Below are 22,489 nucleotides of genomic sequence, written 5' to 3' on the forward strand. Positions count from 1 at the left end.
CAATGGACTATAGTCTTATTATTATATGAACTGGAAGAATATAACGCAACAAATCTTATATTTTCCAACAACAAAATAACTCCAACTAATTCTAATGGTAGAAGCTTCTAAAAAAATGATTTTCGCGAACATCTCATAAATGACATGTGGAAATGGATACAACAAACACGGGCTTGTTCTCCGCTTCGGCCTTCTCAAAAGCTTCCTCACCCCAAAGCATTCAACCCACCGGGAAGTGCGCGTGCTAGAGTTGATAAGGACTTTTTTCGTTGATTAGCCGGTTGGTGTATTAGGGTTTGCGGTTTCTTCGTGTAAGGGAATAACCCCTTTGGTTTTTGATAGCTATAATATACCCGCTGGACATGCCACCTAAAAAATATGGAGATTTCTGCTCAATCCTTCATTTCAGGAGTTAGAATAGATTGACATTGCATAGATGCAGCGAAAACATTCTCCTAATCTATCTGCCATACGATAATATGTGGAAGATTACCATAAAAAGAGTGTTATGGAGTTATTGAAAAAGCACAGATTTAACTTTTGTTGAGCACAGACCATTAGTAGTGGAAAAAGTATTGAATAAAGAAGGCTTAAAAGTATTCGAGAGATACAAAAAAACTCCCACAGCAACCTGCGGGAGCTTCTATAATTTAAAGTTCTTTAGAGGACTGAGCGAGAAGCCCGGCCAGCAACTCATAATCCGGCGAATCCCCTTCGTGTATTTTGATCGACTTGCGTTCGGCAGGGCCCTCAAACTCTTCGGGGACATCAACCCCGCTGACATTGAACAGCATAAAGGCCACCGCATCTTTTGACGGTGTAATGACTGCAGTGTATTTTCCGTTTTTTAGAAAATGCGGTTTCTTGTATTGAATCCGTTCCTGAACCTCGGGAATGGTCTGATGAACCATTTGGCGGAGCTGATTGCAAACCTCGATTTGCCAGGCTGATTGAATGTTCTCTATAAACGCGGTAACCTCAGGATTCATCATTCTGCTCGCTCCTTCCATAATCGGTTCTGTGATATCGGAACTTCCCCGCATCACTATCCGTCTGCATCAAGAATAGTAGATGATGTCCGTAAACTCAAGGAGAGTTTCTTGATTATTTGCAAATGAGTGCGGGGAAGTACAGTCAAAGTAAATGGAATCGCCTTCTTGTAATACATATTCCTGAGCATTTATTTTCAGCGTTAATTCTCCTCTTAGCACCAGAATATACTCTTGGGTTTTCGGTGAATGACCATCAGACTCTTTTGAAGCATGCGGTTCCATCTCCACTTTAAACAATTCAAAATCCCGAATCGGATTATTCGCATAGTAGCAATATGAACGAAAGGAGTCATCATTCTCGGATTGCATCTTGGTGTCGGATTTACGGATCACAACGGCGTGCTCAATGGCTTCATCGATCAATTTGGTGTATGGCACTTTCAATCCGCTGGCAATTTTCCAAATGGTATTAATGGTGGGACTTGACTCGCCTTTTTCGATTTGAGAAAGCATCACTTTGCTTACACCGGATAATTCAGACAATTGACCCAGGCTTAAATTTCGTTCGAGCCTCAGATTTTTCAAATTCATGGAAATGACTTCATTCAAATTCATAATAGCTCCTTTTAGTTTGACAGTTATAACTAACGATTGTACAATATATTTTACGATTGGGTGCTTTATTAAGCAAGCGTTACCCTCTGCATCTAATCTATACCGGGGTTCTTCATTCATCGCAGAAAATATTGATTTTTTAAGAGAGGATCGCTATTATGAGCAAAGCTAAAATCAGTTTCATCATTTCGATGTTGATATTCGGCAGCATAGGTTTGTTTGTACGGAATATCCCGTTTTCCTCCAGTCAGATTGCGCTCGTAAGAGGTTTAGTCGGAAGCCTCCTGTTATTCGCTGCCAGCTTCGTATTTACACAAAGGCTTTCATGGAAAAGAATACGGCCCAATCTATGGCTGCTTGCTGCATCCGGAATCGCACTCGGAATGAACTGGATTTTCTTGTTTCAAGCCTACCATTACACGACGATTGCAAATGCGACGATCTGCTACTATTTTGCGCCAATCTTTGTGATGTTCTTATCTCCGCTGATCCTCAAAGAAAGCTTAAAGCTGATCAATGTCCTGTGTATCCTATCTGCAATGGCAGGGATGCTATGTATCGTTGGGATAGGCGGCGGCGCGGCCGGAACAAATAATATTCTTGGAATCGGCTACGGTTTAACGGCAGCGGCTTTTTATGCCATTGTTGTCATGCTCAATAAATTTTTAAAAAACATCTCAGGCATTGAGAGCTCCTTCATGCAGCTGTTCATTTCAGCCCTTTCATTGATTCCATATGTGCTGACCAACGACGGATTTCAAATATCTTCAACATCCGGCACATCCATAGGACTGCTTGTTATCGTGGGAGTTGTACATACGGGTGTTGCATACCTCATTTATTTTTCTGCCCTAAGGAAATTAAGCAGTCAATACATTGCCGCTTTCAGTTATATCGACCCGATTTCAGCCATCCTAATGTCAAGTATTTTCCTGCATGAAGGAATGACTCTGTTACAAATATTTGGAGGGATCTTGATTTTGGGAGCTGCGTTTGTAAATGAAATGGCTGGGACAAAAAAAGTGGATTCCGCTGAATCCCGCGACTAGGATGATTAGCCCAACATAGGATGATTAGCCCAACAATTGTAGATAAGATGAAAAAGTTTTCGTTTGTCATGGCAGCACCTCCTGTCCCCACTGACGCCAAGCTCACTTTTGCAGAAAACTCAGGATGTAGTTATTGATAAGGTCAGGTTGTTCCATTGACATACCATGACCGACATTTTTTAATAGCTTGGCATCAATTCTCGGAATCCATTTCTTTGCTCTCTTGAGGCCTTTGACCGGATTGTATATCACTTCTTCCTCTCCAAGGAGCAGCATTACGTCAGACTTTATATTTTTCAATTCATCATTTGGAATAACACTCGGCCAGATCGACTTGGATTTTTTCTTCCCTCGGTCAACACTGGATGAGCGTCTAAGCCTCATACCGGCAGTTAGCTGTTGTAAAAATAAAGGATGCATCTCATATCGCTCCTCGAACATCCAGCGCAGAAAGTTATCCAATAACGCCTTTTTTCCGGAGAAAAATAAAGTTGAGAATACTCTTGCGAAAAATTGTAGTTTAAAAGGTTGTAAAGTGCCTGCCGGACTAAGTAATATAACCTTATTGATGTATTCCGGATAGTGAATCGCAAAATTAAGCGCAATGAATCCCCCGTACGACAATCCGGCAAGATCGGGCCGCTCTAAGTTCAACGCCTTAATTACTTCAAGCAGCCATTCGGATAACTCGGATCTGGAAGCCGGTTTACGGGTGAATATCGTCTTATTGGCGTCTCCAACAATATCAATACAATATGTACAGCAACTTTTGCTTAGTTCTGCTATATTGGGATACCACATGGTAGAGCTGAAACCCAGTCCATGCAGTAAAAGAAGCGGCGGATTCTCTTCCGAACCGCTAATGAGTATATGAGTATCTCCATAGCTGGTTGTGACGTAGACGGTTTTATAAGCAACCGGCCACAACGAGAGGCATGCGGAATAAGCTTCTAAATAATCTTTATGGTCTGCCTCGGCTTTTGTTGTTTCCATATCGATAACTGCCCCTTAGATAACCAAATTATTTTACATTCTAACATTCGACGAAATAGAAAGGAAGGAGTTTCTAAATGCCGGATCAAGCCAAACAAGCAGCACAGTCTGCGGGAATCTGCCCTCTGTGCGGAAAGGCCAATGACTGCGCGGGCGCGGCGGGCCGCTCCCATGCAGACTGCTGGTGCATGAAAGAGATTTTTCCGCAGGAGATATTGAAGCAGATTTCGAAGGAGTATCTCGGCAAAGCCTGCATTTGCAAGAAGTGCCTGGAGGCATTTAAGCGAAACAGCGGATAGCATACATCTGCACTTCTCAATACTGCCCCCTGGCATACCCGAGAATCGCCGCCGCCGCTCTTTCCCGCCGTTCCGGGTCTTCACTGCGAAGCGCCGATTTCAGAACCTCCAGCGCTTCTTCAATCGTCTTGTTATCTACCTTAACCCGTTCCGTCCGGGATATTTGCGGTTCGATTGAAGGGTTAAGCCAGCGGTCCAGCCCTGCCTCTTCGTCCGGTAGGGGGTAAACCGAAACAGCCGCGCCTTCATTCAGCCATTCCCGTAAGGCGGGGTTCAGTTCGTCCCGGGGAATGCGGCTCAGCCAGGTAACTCCCCTGCGGTGACACATTCCATCCTGCTCGTTATCATATCGTTCGTCATAGAAATAGTCGCCGAGGTCACCCAGATACACATATCCTGCGTCTTCGGCAACTACCAGCACGTAATCGCCGTCCTGCATCCCATGCACAAAAAGTGCGACCCCGACCGCCGCTGCGTCTGGATCGGCTAACTCCTTGCCGTACACGGCGGCGAATCTCTCCCGCAGTTCGTCACTGCCCGTATGCTCCAGATCACTGATTCCCGGCCAGCCGATACAGACGAAGTTGTCTTCCAGAAAGCTCGCCAACCGATCAGTGCCGTTTGGCCGTGATGACATTTGATAAAGCTTCATATTCGATCCTCCTCATTGCCGTTTAACCGGTCTATTGTGTTAATCAACAATGATCTCTTCGACACTTCTGACATTAGCATTGAGAAAGAAAATTTTGTTGCCTAGTATGTGAAGATAAAATGTTTTATTATCGCTTAACTTTTGGGTTGTCTTATCAATAAGGTTGATCCGATATAATTTTTTGCTATATTCCGAATAGTTGCTGTAGTACAGCCAATCGCCTTGCACGTTAATATTTTGAGCATTATGTTCCGAGATTTTGGTTAATGACGTTCCGTCTATCCTCATTGTATAAAGCTGCTTATCGTAATTGAAGAGTAATGATTGATCTTTTACGTCTACCCATGTGATATAGCTGCCCTCAAGCAGTTTCTTTTTTTTGCTGCCGTCAGTGTTCATAACAAATAATTTACGAGCATCAATGGTATAAAAAATTTGTCCGCCTGATACGGCGATACTTGATACACCATACTTTTCAAGCAACACTTTTGATGTGCCATCTGTCTTCATGCGATATAGCGGCTTAAACATTGAGCTGCCTTCAGTATAATAAATCCAATCGCCTACAACAGTTACAAAGTTCAGCCCAATTCCAAAGTCCTTTAGCAGCATTCGGTTGGACCCATCTAAATCTGATTTAAAAAGTTTATTGTCACTTGTATAATAAAGACCTTCATTAACGATATTAAGATAGCCGACATACTGGTCATCGCTGATTTTTTGACTTTCAGAGCCATCCATCTTTTCTTTATAAAGTTTGCCGCTGTCAAGTTGATTGTTGAAATAAATCCATTCATTATCAGTCGCATACCAGCCACCGTTGTTTAGGTTTCCGATGGAATTACCTCTGACGGCTAGAGATTGTTTAGTATCATCTGTACTAATCGATATACGATTGTTTTCGTAATTTACGGATGCTCCTAACGCTTCGGATAGAAATCGGAGAGGCACTAACGTTCTACCATTTATTAATTTTGGAGCGGCTGTAAGCGAGAATTGCTGCTGATTTTTATAAACTGTTGTAGACCCGATACCTAAAGTAACGGTTGTGATACCCTTCTTTAAGGAAATCTCGTTGTCCTTCCATGAAGTTATATTTCCGCCCAGTTCATCCACAATAAAACGGATTGGGACAAAAACCGTGCCTTGATCATTAATAGGTTGTACATCAAAATTTATTACCTTTTCGTTTACAGTAACGATGATCGATTGGCTATCTGATGAACTTGCGAAACTCGTCCCCGTACTTAGTAAGCAAAAGGATAAGGGAAGAATAAAAGCCCATTTCTTCAATAAAACACCTCTTTATAGTTAAATTTTTTACCGCAAGTTAAATCACTGCATCAATCAGCAACTCGGTACACTTCCGTATAAATTCATTTGAGTAACAGTTCCTTATGTACTGTAGCCTCATTATACTATAATCTGGAAACCTGTAATCGAAAGCTGCGTTAATTCGACTCAAAATACGACAAAAAACCGAACCCCAGCGCTCTGCCGGGACTCGGTCTTTTGTGTGCTATTACTCGAAAGGATATTTTATGCCCCATTGATTGCGGACATTGGTCATAAGAGCCATAACATCATTGGACAGATGCAGCGTAGCGGTATTCTTCTTATTCAAGATGAAGTTCTGCATATCTTCCACTTCGTACTCCAGTGCTTTAGCCGTCTCTCCGGCCTCAATCTGTTCTACTCTGCCGTCCGCAGTATAGGTAATGGTGGCTTTATCCGCTCTTGGGAAGTTGTCCACGGTGATGAACCCGAGCTCTCCCGCGACTATACCGCGTTTCGGCATTTTGGCCCGCATGGTCAGCGAGATGACTGCCATTTCGTCTGCACCATTTTTCAGGATAATTCCGGACTGCTCATCCACCCCTGTTTCGAATGTTTTCACCGTCGTCAGAACCTCATGCGGCTGCTGGGACAGGAAGAAGCGGGTGAAGGACAACGCATAGGTTCCGATATCGAGAAGCGCTCCCCCGGCCAGATCTTTGCTGAAAAAGCGGTTCTTCACATCGTATTCCTTGCAGCTTCCGAAGGATACCTGAATCATTTTCAGCTTGCCCAGCTGACCCGAATCCAGAATCTCCTTGAGTTTTTTGTATAGCGGCATATAGTACAGCGTCATCGCTTCGGCAACGACCAGGTTCTTCTCTTCGGCCAATGCGATAATTTCAGTGAGCTGCTCGCTGTTTACCGTAATTGCCTTTTCGCTGATCACATGCTTGCCATGCTTCAGGCTCTCCATAATAAACTTGTGGTGCAGATTATGAGGGGTGGAGATGTAGACAACGTCGATCGCTTCGTCCTTTAACATCTCTGTATAATCTCCGAAGGCTTTTTCGACTTGATTCTTATCGGCAAAGGCCTGTGCCTCTTCCTGTGATATTCCTGCTACGGCGTAGACACTTCCATTTACCGTTTTGATCGCTTTTACAAAATCCGATGCTGCCCAGCCCGGGCCAATGATGGCCCAATTCAACTTACTCATAGTTTCAATTCCCCCTGAACGTTATCGTATTGTACTTTTGAACCGCTAATTTCACTTACATTTTTCTTAACAAAAGAAAGGATGCCCGCCGTAACCGCTGTCCCTGCCAAAATGGCAATGATATACGGAACCAGTTGGGTTACGACATTCGGAATCAACAGCACCCATACGCCGCCGTGCGGAACGGCTAGTCCAGCTCCAAACACCATTGACAGACCGCCGGCCACTGCGGAACCGGCCATGATGGACGGGATGACCCGAAGAGGATCGGTCGCAGCGAATGGGATAGCGCCTTCGGTAATGAAGGATGCGCCCAAGGCCCAGCAGGCTTTCCCCGCTTCTTTTTCCGCAGCCGTGTACTTTCTCTTCGCAAGCACGGTCGACAGTGCAATTCCAAGCGGCGGAACCATACCGGCTGCCATAACAGCCGCCATAATCGGCGAAGCGTGACCCGGTACGAGCGTGGAAGTGGCGAACGCATAGGCCGCCTTGTTGACCGGACCTCCCATGTCGAAGGCCTGCATCAATCCAAGAATAATTCCAAGTATTGCCGCATTTGTACCATTAAGCGAATTCAACCAATCAGCCAATGCCTTGTTGACGAAGGCGACCGGCTCTCCAACAACGTAAACCATGAGCAGTCCCATAATACCCGCGGACAGTAAAGGAATAATAAGGATTGGCATCAGGCCCTGCATCGTTTTGGGCAGCTTCAGATACTTCTTGATCGCAAGCACCAGATAACCTGCAGCAAAGCCGGCAAGCAGAGCGCCAAGGAAGCCCGACCCGTTCGTGCTGGCAAAGTATCCGCCGATCATCCCGGGTACTAGAGCGGGCCTGTCGGCAATCGAGTATGCGATATATGCGCCCAAGATGGGAATCATCAAGGCAAATGCCGATTTACCGGTTGTGAACAACGTTTCGCCAATCGATCCCGGATGGTCGAAGACATATATACCGCCGATGGCGAAGCCCAGCGCAATCAGCAGGCCGCCAGCCACCACAAAAGGTATCATGAATGAAACGCCGGTCATCAGATGCTTGTAGATTCCACTTCTCGATTCTTTTTCTTCCGCCTTGATTTGATTTACCTGCTCGGTCAGATCCACTTTTGCGGCAGCCTCCGGCTTGGCGTTTAAAGCCCGGTTAATCAGCTCTTTTGGATCTCTGATGGCTTCCTTAACCGGAACTTCAATGATCGCTCTTCCGGCAAAACGGCTCTTATCTACCTTGGTATCGGCGGCAATAATGATTCCGTCCGCTTCCCGGAGATCCTGCTCTGTAATCACGTTCTCGGCGCCAACGGAGCCTTGGGTCTCTACTTTGATGTTATGACCCATTGCTTTGGCTGCCACTTGAAGTGCTTCCGCCGCCATATAGGTGTGAGCTATACCGGTCGGACAAGACGTAATGGCTACAAGCTTCATTATTAATCGTCCCCTTGTTCTTTAATTAAGCGCTTACAATCTGGTTATTAAATTATTTCTTTCCTGACTCCCCATTCCCGGCTAACCTACCACCACCTAATTGATCTGCACATTTGTGCATTGAATAATAATTTGTGCTCGTTTTCACAGTTTCAGTATAACACCCGCTTTGGGATTGTCAACATAAAATTTCGGTCGAATTTCGGCTGAAATTTGGCGGTCTATTCTAATGAAAAACGGCTCCCCCATCCCATTAACAGGATAGTGAAGCCGATTGCATTAAAAAGCAAAACTCCAATAAACCGCACCGTCGTATGCTGAAGCCTCCAGCGTCACGCGACCCGATTTATTGGACTTTTTTAACGGATAAGATTATAAAGTAGGGCTTAATTCTTCGCTGCGGACACCAGTCGGATGCCGGATTCACCGGCAATCAGCGCTTTCGTAGCCACATTGACAAATAAGGATGTATCGACCACCCCGCGAATCTGCTGCAGATCGCTTTCAAGCTTGGCAATATCCTCCACCTGTTCAAAATGCACGTCCAGCAGCAGATTTCCGTTCTCCGTCACGGTGAACCCGTCTTTGGCGGCACTCGACCGAATGGACGGCTTGCCTCCCAGCTCCGTTACTTTACGCTGCACATAGGCCAAAGAATCCTCAAGGATCTCCAGAACGACGGGATGCTTAAAGGTCAGGCGATTCACAAACTTCGTATCGTCGACAAGCAGTATGTAGTCTTCCGCCATGGAAGCGATTAGCTTTTCTTTCGTATGGATGCCGCCTCCGCTCTTCAGCGCGTTCAGGCTTTCATCCACCTCGTCGCAGCCGTCAAAAGCTACCGATACTTGCTCAACCGCGGACGTGTACAGCACCTCCAGCCCGTTCTGGATGCAGAGCAGTCTCGTCTTGACGGATGGCGTCACCACTTTGATCTCAAGATTGGCATCCTCTTTGAGATATTGGATCAGATAGGATATGGTGCTTCCTCCGCCCAAGCCGATAACCGTGCCGGTCTTAATAAACTTAAGGGCTTCCCTAGCGCAGATTTTCTTGATATCGTCAGACATTGTTCTCCTCCTTAGACTGTGCGTTCCAAAATGATCCGGGCCGTTTCTTCAGTAGTCACCAGAACGTTAACATATTTTCCGCGCAAAGCGCCAATAATGGCGTCCGCCTTTTCCTCCGACTCCGCAACTCCAATGGAATACTTCGTCTTGTGCAAATGGTCCAGCCCAATCGCAATCCTGCGCTCGGAGATGCTTGTAGTCACAAGATTTCCGCCGATATCAAAAAATTGGGAACAAATATCCCCGACAATTTGGCCTCTTTCCAGCTCTTCAAACAGCTCGTTCCCGTAAAAAGAATTCCAGGTCGCGCTGCCCTTTATCTGAATGGAACCGATGCCAAAAATCGCAATGGTAACCTTTTCCCAAAGTTCCGAAATGTTCTGAAAATATTGCGACTCCACGATCTGATCCCGCGTTTCCTTGCGCTCCAGTATGGCAGGAACATCAATCAGGTAGGACGTTCCCTTAAACTTCTGCGCGGCTGCGTACACAAGGGTATTCACATGGAATTGACTCTCCAGCTTGCCCGACGGTCCGCCAACCATAGGCACGAACACGGCGCCGGATTCGCGGGGCTCTTCCAGTTCATTAATGACCTCGGCCAACGAGCTTCCCCAGGCTAAACCGACCACATCTTCATCACCGACAATCCGGCTGATCAGCTGTGCGCAAGCCTGGCCCATGACTTTCAGCTTGGACTTCTTATCGTCGCCTGTAACCGGGACTACGATTGCTTCCTTCAGACCGAAGCGCTCCACCAGCTGCCGTTCGATGCTGAAGGTTTCGCTCAGGCTATAGTTAATCGTGATCTTCACGATGCCTTTCTCGCGGATTTTCTTCAACATGCGGCTTATGGTCGTCCGGTAAATCCCAAGCTCCTTCGAAATTTCGCTCTGCGTCATGTCGTTGTCGTAATACATCTGGGCAACCTTCAGCATTAACCTGATCTCTTCATTATTATCCATGTAGACACCTCGTAGCTTTTGCACATTTGTTCATGTTGATATAAAATGTGCTAATGTGCAATTTGAGTATATGCTTTTTTCAAATGGGAGTCAATGCGTTATTCAGATAAGCATGCAGCGCTTTGTCAATGTCGGGGTGGTCGCCAGATTCAAGCCATTCTTCAGGAATAAAGAGATAATGGCAGGCGCTGCCCTGGAGATAGCTGTAAATAATCTGAGCCTCATCAATTTCTTCACGGCTAACTTTACTGGATTGAAGAGTCGAATCGGCCCTGAAGCTGTTCATAATTAAGTCCTTTATCCTGGCGTGCAGCGGCTCCATTCCAGACGGCCCGAGTGTAAGCTTCTCCCTGTGAAGAATGACATTCCGTTTGACGAGAAAGAGCTTGATCGTATCCTCGCTTAAATATTCATAGATGACGATATTCCGGTTCTCTTCGGTGAATCCGATTACTTTTTCCTTATTTAGAATGAAGTCTACGGACTCTATATAGTCCCTGTATTTCGCCGCCGCCTTAAAGTCGTACTGCTCGGCCGCCTCCTGCATTCTTTGCTGCATTTCTTCATACAGTCCCCGGTCACTGCCGTCAAGAAGAGCGATAAACCGGTCTAAGATCCGGTTATATTCGTTAACAGCCTCCCCGCCCAGACACATGCCTAGACATAGCCCGAGTGAATAGTTCAAGCAGGCGGAGCTGCTCCAGTGAGAATGAGTGCAGGCGATTTTGTAACATTGCTGAATCCCTTGGACCGCCCGTTCCACCGAATTTCGGTTAGCTGTGTAGGGTCCGAATACCACATGGTCATCGCTTGCGCCAGGTTTGTTGGTAATTTCTATACGGCGCAGCCCTACGGTGATCTTTATAACAATATAGGTGTAGGCGAGCGGATTTTTCATTTTTTTATTGTACATGGGCTTCAATTCCTGAATTAACCTGCACTCCAGCATAAAAGCCTCAAATTCGGTATCTGTCACTCTGTGCTCCAGGTCCTTTATGTGGCCGACCAGCTGCTTTACCTTTTTGGGATGGGACCTCAAGTTATAGAAGTAGGATTGCACTCTTTTTTTGAGATTCTTGGATTTGCCGACATAAATGATCCCGCCAAGCGAATCTTTCATCAGATAGACTCCCGGCGATGTGGGAAGGCTTGTAATTTTGTCTTTCATTTATGGAAAAAGCCTCCTTCTGCCGCTAGGTTCTCGGCCATTCTACTAGACATAGACCCATTATAGCATGACAGAACATTCCTAAATTCGTCCAAAGAAAAATCATATAAGCTTTAGCTCAAAAGAGGCGTAACCCAGATATTGACAGATTAAGAGGGTGTGATACGATATATTAGACCGATCAGTTTATTACATACCAATAGGCCCAATGTGAAGGAGTGAAACGTGTGGGATTAATTACAGTAGATCAAGAAGAGTGCATACAATGTGAGATATGTGTGAAAGAATGTCCAACCCGTGCTTTAACTATGGGAGAACAAGGTCCCGAAGAGACGTCGCCGACAGCCTGTATTGAATGCGGACATTGTGTCGCTGTATGCCCAAACGAAGCGATTGATCATTCATTAACGCCGCTGGCCGGACAGCTTCCAATCTCAGAGTTCAGCAAGTTTAGCGCAGAAGAAGCCGAGCGCTTCTTACGATCCCGCCGTTCTATACGCAGTTACAAGAAGACGGCGGTTCCACGGGAAAAACTGCTGCAGCTTGTGGAGATCGCCCGCTTCGCGCCTACGGGCAGCAATTCACAGGGGATCTCCTATGTCATTGTTGAGGATAAAGAGACTTTGCGCAAGGCTTCGGAAATGACGATCCAGTGCCTGGAAAATGCCCCCGTATTAGGCACGCGATATTCTTCCATCGTTGACACATACCGTAAAGAAGGAACGGATGTGATTCTGCGCAATGCTCCAAGCCTTATCCTCACAACTGCTGCTAAAGATTTCAAGAACGCCCGGGAAAATTCGATCTTCTCGCTGACCTATCTCGAATTATTTGCGCCTTCCATCGGCTTAGGTTCCTGTTGGGCGGGGCTGCTCGAATTTTGTGCGCGTGCAGAAGGTTCCCCCATGCTGGATTTGTTCCATATCCCAGAAGATAAGATCATCACCGGAGCAGTGATGGTGGGATACCCTATGTATCAATACAAAAGATTAGTGGACCGGAATCCGCTGGATGTTGCTTTTTTCAGTCCCGGGAAAGTAACGGTGTAAAGAAATATTAACAATATATCACCGCCAAAAAGACCCCTAGTCTTGTTGTAAGGCTGGGGGGCTTGATTGAAAAGAATGCCCTTCTCAATTCTTCGACTTAGGATCGGTCAGTTCTTCAGACATCTCTACGTTGGCATAACCGGGAGACACAGGTCTGACGGGCGGCAGCGGGCGGAGCTGCTTTCGGGATAGATAAGGCGATTTTCGGCGAAAGCGGCCGAACGCGTACAAGCCTGCGAACAGCAGAACAAACATCACTCCAGCCGCAAGGCCTCCCCCCTGGCCCGGGATTAGCGGCATGCTTACGATAATTGCGATCAGGCTTCCGATGGAGAGCCATGACGTATAGGGAAACCCTCTCATTCCGCGCCGCTGTACAAATGAGCCGCCATGCCGTTTACGGAGCCGGTAATGGCTGGCCATGATGACGACATAGACGAACAGCAGAGAGAAGCCGCCCGAGCTGACCAGAAATAAATAAATGCCCTGCGGCAGCATCAATCCGAGACCGAGAGCGCCGAGCATACCCCCTCCCGATACGAGAATGCCGCGATACGGTATGTCCGAGCGGTCCCGCATCCAGACCGGCGTATGCCCTTCCTCGGCCAGAGAGCGGAGCATACGGCCCAAGCCGAATACGGATGCAAGCATTGTGGATAAAATCGCTGATACCAGTACGATGTTCATTACAGTTCCCGTCCAGCCCAAACCATGCAGGGTGAGCGCCGATACGAACGGGCTGACCTCTTCAGACACAAGGGAACGGGGAATCAGCAGGAACAGAGCTGTTATAGCGGCTAAATAAAGACCGACCAGCAGGACAATTGTGAGCCGGATGGCCTTCGGTATCGTTACCGCTGGCTTACTCGTCTCGGACGCGGCGAGTCCGAGCACTTCAAATCCCGCATAGGTAAACATCACCATCAGCATGCTCCCTGCAATGCCGCTGATCCCTCCCGGCATCCAGGGCTCGCCCGTCAGGAGGCCGTACCCGGCCGCCACTGCGCCGCCCTGCCCGGCTGTGGTACCGAACAGAGCGGTCCCGATTCCGGCGGCCAAGCATACGGCAATAACTACAAAAGCAGCAATGGCAAGCAGCTTTATCGCGGCGAGCCCGCTTTCGAGCTTGCCTAACCATTGTGCTCCCAGCAAGTTAAGCAGCGTTACGATGATAATAATAACCACCCCGAGTACGGGGAGTGAAAGTATGGGGAACCAATTCCGAAGTAATATGGACGCCGCCGTCGCTTCGCTTGACATAGCCAGTACAAGCCCGGTCCAGTATACCCAGCCTATCGTAAAGCCGGCTCCCCGGCCAAAGGCTTGTTCAGTATAAGTGCGGAATGATCCGGACGCCGGATTCGCAACCGTCATTTCTGACAGCGCCGTTAAAATGAAATAGACCAGAATCCCGCCAATAACATAAGCCACCAGTACAGAAGGTCCCGCCGCACGAATCGCCACCGAGGAGCCCAGGAAAAATGAGCCGCCCACAACGGTTCCAAGCGCAAGCATGGTAAGCTGCCATACGGATAAACCCTTCTCTTCACGCTTCATAAGACGCCCTCCAACGACATGTTTGACATCAGTATCTGCAAATATCGGAGGAATTACCCATGGCAGTGCGGAACCTTCATCACATCCTGAATTTCGTCGGCAGATCGTCCGCTCCCATATACAAAACAAGGGGATGCCCCGCAAGCGATTGTTTCGCTCACGGAGCATCCCCTGACTTACATCACTGCATCCGGATTCTGCCGGTTATAAGGTACAGCCTGTTATTAATGGCCGGGCAAGAGCGCGGCATCTTCTTGCTGCACTTCGCCCTCGTCGGACGATCCCGCTTTCGGCTTGCGCAGAATCAGACTGATCACAACTCCGGCAGCGGCGATACAGGCTGACAGGAAGAAGACATCGTCAAAGCCCATGACCGCCGCTACTAGCGGATTGCCGCCCTTGCCGGCCGCTGCCATATGTTCGCTAATCTGTGTGGTCAGATATCCGGTCATTCCGGCAACGGCGAAAGAAACGACAACCTGCTGTGCAGCCGTTGTCAACGGTGTAACGCGTCCCACGAGATGGCGCGGCGCGGCGTTAAGCACATGCGTATTCACCGGCATCATCGTAAGACCCATGCCAAGGCCCATTAGTCCAAGACAGACCATAATGCTCGGCAGACTTGTTTCGATCGTAATATTCGACAGCAGGAACAGCGCGGTCGAGATGATCGACAGCCCGACAAATGCCAGCGGTCTTGCGCCAATCTTGTCAAACAGCCGTCCGCCAAGCGGCATACCGATGGCGGAGGCCAGAGCCTGCGGCAGAAGAATCAGACCGGTCTCAAGCGCAGAGAATTGACGCACATTCTGCAAATACAGCGGTACGAACAGCATGGAGCCGAACAAGGCCGCCTGGGTAACCCAGGACAGGAAGATGCCGCGGGTAAAGTCGGATGAGCCAAAGACACGCAGCTCAAGCAGCGGATTCTTCTGCCGCAGCTCCACAATAATGAACAAGAGCAGTGCGGCGCCGCCAACGGTGAGTCCAGTAATCGCCGGTGTCGTCGACCAGCCGGTGCCTCCGCCTTCATTGACACCATAAGCCAGCATCGAGAAGGCAATCGGAGCGAGAATGATGCCGAGCAGATCGAGATGCGGCGTCTCATGCCGCTCGGTATTCGGCAAATATTTCGCGCCCAGGATAACGGCAACGATGCCTATCGGCAGGTTGATCAGAAAGATCCAGTGCCAGCTTACATACTCAATCAGCCAACCGGAAAGGATCGGGCCCAGCGCCGGGGCCAGCAGCATCGGAATGCCGAGCATGCCCATAATGGAGCCTCTGCGCTCCGGAGGAGCCAGGCGGAATACCATAGCCATCCCGATCGGAGCGACCATTCCGCCGCCCAGGCCCTGAATGACGCGATAAATAATAAGCTGTACAGGTGTCTGGGCTATTGAACACAGCACCGACCCAATAACGAACATCACAACCGTCGCTACGAATATCCGTTTGGCGCCGAACCGGTCGGTCATCCATCCGGCCAGCGGGATCACAGCTGACAACGCAAGCGTATATCCGGTAATGGTCCATTGAATAGTCTTGAGATCCGCATTGAAATAGTCGGTAAGGTTCGGAATGGCGACATTGACCACCGTGCTGTCCAGAATAACCATAATCATGCCGACGATAATCGCCAGCAGAGGCGGAATGATCGCTTTTAGCGAAAAAGACTCCGTTTCCGCGGCGGACGAAACCGCCTGTTTCGTATGTTCCATGAATCTCCACTCTTTCTATATATGTTTTCGGTTAAACCTCATACTTGTGAAAGTAATGGTCGATCAGATGATCAACCTGAATTTCCACCGAGGGCAGATGCGCGCTGGGCAAGCTTTCGTCATCGTCTTCCGGTTCCGCGCATGTGTACGCGACAATCGGCATTAATACGGCTCCGAACAGCTGAACCATCATCAGCCTGAGCCGGTCTTCATCCTGCTCGCCTGTTGTCTCCCGCAAGACGGACAGCATTTTTTGCTGCTTCATTGTTTTGCTGTATTGGGAATATTTATGAAGTGAGCCCATGATGCTCGGGGTCTTATTCATCATGTGCTTGGCCAGTCCCGGATATTGCAGAAGATGGCCGGCATACTTCTTGAAGAACAGCTTCAGCCGATCTTTGGGCGGCAGAGCGTCATCCTCAAGCGCATTGAGCGCGGCATCAAAACGGGAAATCAGCGTACGGATCGCCTCAATCAGCAGATTGTCCTTGGACCGGTAATAGTAATTTACAAGCGCCAGATTCACCTCGGCCTTCGCGGCTATTCGGCGCAAGGTTACATATTCTACTCCTCCCTCGCATATCAAATCTACTGTGGCGTCAAGAATTTGCTGCTTCGTATCTTTATCTCCGAAAACCTCAGGATCTTGTTCCAGGGTCATGTAGAGCCATTTCTCCTTCCTGCGCCTATTTTACACAGTGATTTAAACGTTGTTTAATACATGGTTTAATATACTCCACACCGAAAGCGGCTGTCAATAGCGCCTCCCTTTCAGTCCGGGAACAGCAAAGAAGCCGAAATTAGCGGCATAATGATGCGCCCCGGCTTCTTTCACTTTGCATTTCATCCGTGCTCTACCTTATGTTCGAGCATGGTAACCCGGTTTCGGCCGTCGGCCTTGGACTGGTAAAGCGCGTCATCCGCCAGCTTATAAATATCTTTCTCCGTCAGACCGTCGACCCTTACCGCCGCAACTCCCACCGACACGGTTAAGTATCCGAAGACCGGACTCTTTTCATGCGGTATGTTTAATTCTTCAACGCTTCTCCTGATTCCATCGGCATACTCGAAGGACTGCTCGGGAGTCAATCCGGTGACGATAACCCCGAATTCCTCTCCTCCCAGCCGGAATACGTAATCACTGGCCTTGGCAGCCTGCTCTTTGATCGTTCCTCCAAGCCTGCGCAATACATTATCGCCTTCATAATGGCCGTACGTGTCGTTATACTTTTTGTAATAGTCAATATCAAGCATAATATAAGCCAAATACCCTTTGTCTATCCCGGCTCTGCCCACTTCGCTATAAAAAATCGTATTGAAATGCCGTCTATTATACAAGCCGGTCAGTTCATCGGTAATGGATATCTTTTCGATCAACAGGATATTCTTGTTCAATTCCTCGTTGTTCTGCTTCAGCTCTTTGGTTCTCTCGATTACCAGTTCTTCCAGATGCTCCTTATGCTTTCTCAGCTCTTCTTCCGCTCTTTTTCGCTCCGTAATATCCTTAACCGTTCCTTGAACTGCCGGCCTGTTCAGATAGTTAATGGAAATGGCTTTAAGAATCACATCAACCTCTTGTATACCGTCCTTATGCACCAGTCTGCTTTCATACTCGCCCGGAGTATCTATCCCGTCAATCCTTTTTCGGTGCAAAGCCAACACATCTTCCCTCTGGGCCGGAGCAATAAATTTATCAAAAGGCTGCTCTATCATCTCTTCCATTTCATAGCCAATCATTCGCGCCAAAGCCGTGTTAACAAATTTGCATTGCATGTCCTGAATAATGAATATTCCGTCCAGCATGTTGTTGACAAGCTCGCGGTATTTCTCTTCCGAGCGCTCCAGATCCGTATACAGGCTGGCGTTCTCAAGCGAGAACACCATTTCTCTCGACAGCAGATTGATAATTCTCATTCTTTCTTTCGTGAACACGCCTGTTACCAGATTATTCTCCAGATAGATTATAGCAATCGTCTTGTTATGATTAATTAGCGGCATGCACACGAGAGATTTGGGCTGGTGCTTAATAATATAGGGATCATTAATAAGCCCGGCTTCGGAACAGGCATCCTGATAAATCAGAGTTTCCTTGCTCTCCTCCACATCATGGATAATGGAATACGGCAGATTGTAATCCTCTGAATGGCGATGCACCACAACGGTAATTTTGTCGTCATCGGGCCTGTATTCTCCTTCGACCAGCAGATTCGTGTTGGATCTCAATAGGATACAGCCTCTTTGGGCTCCCGCATTTTTAATGACGATTTCCATCAGCGCTTCCAGCAGATTATTCAGTTCGATTTCCTTTGAAATGGCCTGGGATGCCAGAAGAATGGAATTGAGGTCGATGCTCTCTGTGGAATCCGTGACCGATCTTCCCATGGGGTATTCCCTTTTATATTTCACGATATCCTGATATTTCTGATTAATATGCTTGATCTTGCCTTTGGCTCCCCACACGGAATAGTAATATAAAGCTTGTCTGAACAGATATGAGGCAAACTCCGTGAATTGTCTGCTGTTATAGAATTTCGCGGCCAGCTCATAGACAAGCGCCTTATATCTGACAATATTCCCTTTTTCACAGGCTGCTATGGCAAGATCGTAATATTTACCCGCCAGTTCATTCTTGCCCAAGATTCTTGCCCATTCGGCCTTCATCAATCTCTCATGCAGCAGAAAATTCTCCGGTGTATGGGCCGCCCACTTTCGAACCCTGCCGTACTCTTTGTGCATTCTTGCTCTTGCCTTTACCTTTCCGTAAGCGTTTAAGTCTTTATAGCAATAGGCCAGATTCAGGAATGTATACAGGGAGAATTCTTCCATGAAAGCCGTCCCCGTAAGGGTGCCGATCATTTTATTCGCCTTGTCGATATATGTCAGGGAAGCGCCGTAGCTTTCGTAGGTAAACAGAAGCTTCATTTTAAAAATATAATAGACGTTAATTCCGGAATAATATTTAGCTTCTTCAAGTTCTTCCAAATACGCCTCTTCACTAAAGGTCTCACTGTTGAACGAGAGAGGGTCTTTCAGTTCCCCGGCAAGATTCAGAAATTGCTGCCTCGCCAGTTTGGCCATCGCCAGCGCTTCCTTGTGCCTTGTATTTTCAATCATTGCAATGTATCTTTTGCTCTCATGAAGATAGGAGGTGATGTCCATCGCAGGATTCCAGAGATTGATATAAAAGCATGAATGAGCAAGATACAGCCAACTGCCTGTTCTCAGGCTGGAATCAACCGCTTTGCCGAACCATTCCTGCAGGGTGTCCCAGGGTTCATTCCATACGTGGCAAAACAGCGTATATAATACATGTGCGGCCCCTCTCCACTGTAAATCATCGAATTTGTCATTGATTCTTATGCCCAGCCTTCCAAAATCGTAGGCCCCTTTTATATCGCCAAACCCGGACAACAAAATGGAATATCCGATGAAAGCAATTGCGGATTCGGGACTGTTCCCGTATTTCAATGTCAATTGAGCTTTTTTCAGCACGACAAAGGCAAACAGGCTGGTCTCACCCGAAATATACGCCGGAGGAAAAATATTGATCAATAGTCTCATGATGAGCTTGACTTTTTCGTCCTTCATTTCAGGTTTTTCGAAAATCTCCTCGATCGTCAAGCCTCTGAGACTTACTTTAACCTTTAGAAATTCCTTTAACACGGACGCCATTCCGGGCTTATCCGGTATTTTGATACCCAGTGCTTTAAGCCCGCGCTTCCCGGAAGCTATGGATTCCTTCATCATCCCCAGATAAGTATAATGATTCGCCTGCATCTCATAGACCTGGGCAATGGCAAAGCTGTCGCTCGTCTGCTTTAGAAGAATGGCGCATGCCTTGTCGGCTTCTTCGGTACGGTGGGTCAAATAACCGCATTCGGCATACAGTCTATAAATTTCCGAGGTCCGCCGCTCATCGTTCTTCCATGGGCTCTTCTGCAAAAGGCTAAACGCTGCTTCCAGGAACGCAAATGCGGCGTCATAGCCAAAGACCGCCTTCGCTTGGTTTGCGGCTTTCAGATTGAGCTGAATAGCTTGATTGATTTCATCCTCTTCGCTGATAAATTCAATCCCTTTATTGATATGCGTTACAATATCTGCGAGCCTATCTTCAATTTCTCCGGGAGCCAGCTGCATAAGCAGCAGTCTTCCTATTTTCAGATGCAGCTTCTTGCTTGTCCCGGCATCGATCATTTGGTAGCAAACCTGCTGAAGCCGGTCATGCTGGAATTTGAAATAAGCGTTAATATCCCGGGGGATGTCCTCCGTCTCTTCAAGGAGACTGGGCAGCATGGAGTGATTCGTGTCGGCAGGAATGATAATATCCTCACCCATGGCCTTAATGAGAGACTTGGCAATAACCCGCTGCTCCTCTTCGGCGATCAGGGACAGCATTCTGTAATCGAACAGATTGCCAATCGATGCGCATAATCTTAGTACTCTCTGGTCTTCCTCCGGCAGGGCTTGCAGCTTCATCATCAAGAACTCGACGACATTGTCGTTAATATTCAAATCGGAGATTTGGGCAAGCACCCACTTCCATTGGCCTTCCAGGTCGTCAAAATAAATAAAGCCGTTCTTATGCAATTCAATTAAAACTTCGTTTATAAAAAAGGGATTCCCTTTAGTTCTCGCATAAATAATTTCGGAAAGTTCCTTTACCCTATCGGGTTCGGCATAAAGCGTATCTGCAATGAAGCTTTCCACATCCCTGAGGGACAAGGAACCCAAGGCGATTTTTCCTGCTTCCGTACTTCTTTCAATTTTAGCGATAGCGGCAAAAAGGGGACCGCTCTCCGGCGCCGCAAGCTGCCTGTATGAGCAAATGATAAATAATTTCCGCAAATGATTACTGAGCGCCAGCTTCTCCATAAGCTGCAAGTTTGACAAATCGGCCCACTGAACATCATCCAGAAATAAGACCAAGGGTCTTTCATTATTCGTAATCCCCGCGATAAAGTTAATGAAGGTCTGAACGAAGCGGTTGATTTCCTCGGCAGGATTCAGAGGCTCAATTTCCGGCTGAACACCGATCAGCTTCGCAAGTTCAGGTATGATATTCGTGATCAGGATTCCATTGCCGTCCAAAGCGGTTCTCAGAGACATCTCCAGTTTCTTCTTATACTCGTTATCAGTGCTGTCAAGCAGCTGATGAATCAATTTCCTGAAAGCCTGGATCATCGCGCTATATGGGCTGTTCTGGTTATACTGATCGAACTTTCCTGCCGCAAAAAGCCCTTTCTCCTGACTTATATATTGATATAGCTCGTTCACCAGGGCGGTCTTGCCTACACCTGCATCCCCGGAAATCAGCATGATTTGCGGTTTGTCTCTCAAGCTTGTTCTAAAGGCGTCAGCCAGACGGCTCAGTTCCTCTTCCCTGCCGTAGATTTTTTGCGAAATCCGAAAGATATTCCGTTTATCTTCCTGTGCCAGCTCAAAATCACCGCCGCCGTCCAGACATTTCTTTAAATCGGCTTTGATGCCGTAGGCGCTTCGATATCTATTTTCGGGCGATTTCTCCATGAGCTTCATGATGATGCCGGATAATGACCGCGATACTCTGCCCCCGGTTAGCTGATAAGGAGAAACCGCTTCTTTTGCAATAATGGAGTAAATCTGGTCCAGGATATCAGCCGATTCGAAAGGCTTGACGCCGGTCACCATCTCATACAATACAACGCCGAGTGAGTAATAATCCGTTCTGTAATCGATGTTTCTGTTCATCCGGCCGGTTTGTTCCGGAGAGATGTATAATAGACTGCCTTCCAGGACGCCGCTGTTTTGGAAATCCCGCTTTTCTTTGGACAGCTTAACCGCCAGATCGAAGTCGATCACCTGCACGACGTCTTTTTCCTGATCCCATACAATATTGGAAGGTTTGATATCTTTATGTATTACATTGTGTTCATGGATGGCTCCAACAATATCGACAATCTTAATAAACAGCCGCAGCAGAGCTTCCTGATCCGGTTTGTTATCAGCCATGATCCGCTTTAAGGACCGCCCCTGCACATCCTCCAGTACCATAATAAAGTAACCGTTCTGCTCTTCCAGCTTAAGAGGTTTGATTACGCCATCGACGCATCCGCTTAATTCCCGGAGCATGCTGTATTCCTGCTTGAACCGCAGGACCTCCTCATGCCCGGCAGATTCCGATTTCAGGACCTTTAATATAACTGTACCCTGGGAGACCGTATCTCTGCATCTGTACACTGATTTGCTAGCATTATCGGAGATCGTTTCCAGCATTAGATAATTGTCAATCGCAGTCATACCCAGTCCACCTTTAAACATTATCCTACACTTCAATATCGGCATTAAAGTCAAAAATATAAGCGGCAATCAGCCATGGAAAATCGCCATACCCTGGCGGAAGCCCCTTCCATTTCACCATTAGTATAAGCCTTTTTTGCCACTTTTTCACCAATACCAACC

The 22,489-nt window shown here is 47.4% G+C and carries 17 protein-coding genes and 1 pseudogene; 3 read left to right on the forward strand and 15 right to left on the reverse strand.

Annotated elements, in window-relative coordinates; genetic code table 11:
- Positions 1-139: 139 nt before the first annotated feature.
- The 3 genes and pseudogenes from PDUR_RS30215 to PDUR_RS16210 form a co-directional block, all read right to left on the reverse strand.
- Positions 140-274, reverse strand: a pseudogene (locus PDUR_RS30215) (DUF255 domain-containing protein); the annotation flags it as partial.
- A 376-nt stretch (positions 275-650) separates the two neighbouring features.
- Positions 651-989, reverse strand: coding sequence for a DUF1801 domain-containing protein (locus tag PDUR_RS16205; RefSeq protein ID WP_042209431.1), 339 nt, complete (start codon positions 987-989; stop codon positions 651-653).
- Positions 990-1,058: 69 nt separating this feature from the next.
- Complete coding sequence (locus tag PDUR_RS16210; RefSeq protein WP_218918409.1) at positions 1,059-1,601, reverse strand: helix-turn-helix domain-containing protein; 543 nt, start codon at positions 1,599-1,601, stop codon at positions 1,059-1,061.
- Positions 1,602-1,765: 164 nt separating this feature from the next.
- On the opposite strand from PDUR_RS16210, the gene PDUR_RS16215 reads away from it, so the two are divergent.
- Positions 1,766-2,656 carry a DMT family transporter gene (locus PDUR_RS16215; protein ID WP_042207190.1) on the forward strand — a complete coding sequence of 297 codons (891 nt, stop codon included), beginning with the start codon at positions 1,766-1,768 and terminating at the stop codon, positions 2,654-2,656.
- Between the two features lie 102 nt (positions 2,657-2,758).
- Here PDUR_RS16215 and PDUR_RS16220 read toward each other — a convergent pair whose 3' ends face one another.
- Positions 2,759-3,649 (reverse strand): alpha/beta fold hydrolase, encoded by an 891-nt coding sequence (locus PDUR_RS16220; RefSeq protein ID WP_042207191.1) that lies wholly within the window; start codon positions 3,647-3,649, stop codon positions 2,759-2,761.
- A 77-nt stretch (positions 3,650-3,726) separates the two neighbouring features.
- Between PDUR_RS16220 and PDUR_RS16225 the strand changes: the two genes are divergently transcribed.
- A complete protein-coding gene (locus PDUR_RS16225) occupies positions 3,727-3,948 on the forward strand; it encodes a cysteine-rich CWC family protein (RefSeq protein ID WP_042207193.1) in 222 nt (73 codons plus the stop codon).
- Positions 3,949-3,964: 16 nt separating this feature from the next.
- Here the strand turns inward: PDUR_RS16225 and PDUR_RS16230 are convergent, their stop codons facing one another.
- The 7 genes from PDUR_RS16230 to PDUR_RS16260 form a co-directional block, all read right to left on the reverse strand.
- Positions 3,965-4,600, reverse strand: a complete 636-nt coding sequence (locus PDUR_RS16230; protein WP_042207195.1) for a hypothetical protein — start codon at positions 4,598-4,600, stop codon at positions 3,965-3,967.
- A gap of 39 nt (positions 4,601-4,639) precedes the next feature.
- Complete coding sequence (locus PDUR_RS16235) at positions 4,640-5,893, reverse strand: DUF5050 domain-containing protein (RefSeq protein ID WP_042207196.1); 1,254 nt, start codon at positions 5,891-5,893, stop codon at positions 4,640-4,642.
- A 229-nt stretch (positions 5,894-6,122) separates the two neighbouring features.
- The gene (locus PDUR_RS16240) at positions 6,123-7,094 is read right to left on the reverse strand and encodes a Gfo/Idh/MocA family protein (protein WP_042207197.1); all 972 of its coding nucleotides are present in this window, start codon (positions 7,092-7,094) and stop codon (positions 6,123-6,125) included.
- On the reverse strand, positions 7,091-8,521 hold the full coding sequence (locus tag PDUR_RS16245) for a PTS fructose transporter subunit IIC (protein ID WP_042207198.1): 1,431 nt from the start codon (positions 8,519-8,521) through the stop codon (positions 7,091-7,093). Before PDUR_RS16245 ends, PDUR_RS16240 begins: the two co-directional genes overlap by 4 nt.
- 386 nt (positions 8,522-8,907) lie before the next feature.
- A complete protein-coding gene (gene rpiA, locus PDUR_RS16250; RefSeq protein WP_042207200.1) occupies positions 8,908-9,591 on the reverse strand; it encodes a ribose 5-phosphate isomerase A in 684 nt (227 codons plus the stop codon).
- Positions 9,592-9,602: 11 nt separating this feature from the next.
- The gene (locus PDUR_RS16255) at positions 9,603-10,556 is read right to left on the reverse strand and encodes a sugar-binding transcriptional regulator (RefSeq protein ID WP_042207201.1); all 954 of its coding nucleotides are present in this window, start codon (positions 10,554-10,556) and stop codon (positions 9,603-9,605) included.
- Positions 10,557-10,635: 79 nt separating this feature from the next.
- The gene (locus tag PDUR_RS16260) at positions 10,636-11,724 is read right to left on the reverse strand and encodes a GIY-YIG nuclease family protein (protein ID WP_042207202.1); all 1,089 of its coding nucleotides are present in this window, start codon (positions 11,722-11,724) and stop codon (positions 10,636-10,638) included.
- Between the two features lie 227 nt (positions 11,725-11,951).
- Between PDUR_RS16260 and PDUR_RS16265 the strand changes: the two genes are divergently transcribed.
- Complete coding sequence (locus PDUR_RS16265) at positions 11,952-12,773, forward strand: nitroreductase family protein (protein ID WP_042207203.1); 822 nt, start codon at positions 11,952-11,954, stop codon at positions 12,771-12,773.
- A gap of 84 nt (positions 12,774-12,857) precedes the next feature.
- Here the strand turns inward: PDUR_RS16265 and PDUR_RS16270 are convergent, their stop codons facing one another.
- The 4 genes from PDUR_RS16270 to PDUR_RS16285 form a co-directional block, all read right to left on the reverse strand.
- Positions 12,858-14,330 (reverse strand): amino acid permease, encoded by a 1,473-nt coding sequence (locus PDUR_RS16270; RefSeq protein ID WP_042207205.1) that lies wholly within the window; start codon positions 14,328-14,330, stop codon positions 12,858-12,860.
- Between the two features lie 224 nt (positions 14,331-14,554).
- Positions 14,555-16,051 (reverse strand): DHA2 family efflux MFS transporter permease subunit, encoded by a 1,497-nt coding sequence (locus PDUR_RS16275; RefSeq protein WP_042207206.1) that lies wholly within the window; start codon positions 16,049-16,051, stop codon positions 14,555-14,557.
- A gap of 31 nt (positions 16,052-16,082) precedes the next feature.
- The gene (locus PDUR_RS16280) at positions 16,083-16,712 is read right to left on the reverse strand and encodes a TetR/AcrR family transcriptional regulator (RefSeq protein ID WP_042207207.1); all 630 of its coding nucleotides are present in this window, start codon (positions 16,710-16,712) and stop codon (positions 16,083-16,085) included.
- Positions 16,713-16,894: 182 nt separating this feature from the next.
- Positions 16,895-22,327: a diguanylate cyclase gene (locus PDUR_RS16285; protein WP_042207208.1), complete on the reverse strand. Its 5,433-nt coding sequence runs from the start codon at positions 22,325-22,327 to the stop codon at positions 16,895-16,897.
- Positions 22,328-22,489: the final 162 nt, after the last annotated feature.

The organism is Paenibacillus durus (genome assembly GCF_000756615.1).
Lineage (GTDB): Bacteria > Bacillota > Bacilli > Paenibacillales > Paenibacillaceae > Paenibacillus_AQ > Paenibacillus_AQ durus.

Coding starts and splice junctions, on each gene's coding strand:
- PDUR_RS16205 (WP_042209431.1), bottom strand. CDS start 989: ATGAATCCTGAGGTTACCGCGTTTATAGAGAACATTCAATCAGCCTGG.
- PDUR_RS16215 (WP_042207190.1), top strand. CDS start 1,766: ATGAGCAAAGCTAAAATCAGTTTCATCATTTCGATGTTGATATTCGGC.
- PDUR_RS16220 (WP_042207191.1), bottom strand. CDS start 3,649: ATGGAAACAACAAAAGCCGAGGCAGACCATAAAGATTATTTAGAAGCT.
- PDUR_RS16225 (WP_042207193.1), top strand. CDS start 3,727: ATGCCGGATCAAGCCAAACAAGCAGCACAGTCTGCGGGAATCTGCCCT.
- PDUR_RS16230 (WP_042207195.1), bottom strand. CDS start 4,600: ATGAAGCTTTATCAAATGTCATCACGGCCAAACGGCACTGATCGGTTG.
- PDUR_RS16240 (WP_042207197.1), bottom strand. CDS start 7,094: ATGAGTAAGTTGAATTGGGCCATCATTGGCCCGGGCTGGGCAGCATCG.
- PDUR_RS16245 (WP_042207198.1), bottom strand. CDS start 8,521: ATGAAGCTTGTAGCCATTACGTCTTGTCCGACCGGTATAGCTCACACC.
- rpiA (WP_042207200.1), bottom strand. CDS start 9,591: ATGTCTGACGATATCAAGAAAATCTGCGCTAGGGAAGCCCTTAAGTTT.
- PDUR_RS16255 (WP_042207201.1), bottom strand. CDS start 10,556: ATGGATAATAATGAAGAGATCAGGTTAATGCTGAAGGTTGCCCAGATG.
- PDUR_RS16260 (WP_042207202.1), bottom strand. CDS start 11,724: ATGAAAGACAAAATTACAAGCCTTCCCACATCGCCGGGAGTCTATCTG.
- PDUR_RS16270 (WP_042207205.1), bottom strand. CDS start 14,330: ATGAAGCGTGAAGAGAAGGGTTTATCCGTATGGCAGCTTACCATGCTT.
- PDUR_RS16275 (WP_042207206.1), bottom strand. CDS start 16,051: ATGGAACATACGAAACAGGCGGTTTCGTCCGCCGCGGAAACGGAGTCT.
- PDUR_RS16280 (WP_042207207.1), bottom strand. CDS start 16,712: ATGACCCTGGAACAAGATCCTGAGGTTTTCGGAGATAAAGATACGAAG.
- PDUR_RS16285 (WP_042207208.1), bottom strand. CDS start 22,327: ATGACTGCGATTGACAATTATCTAATGCTGGAAACGATCTCCGATAAT.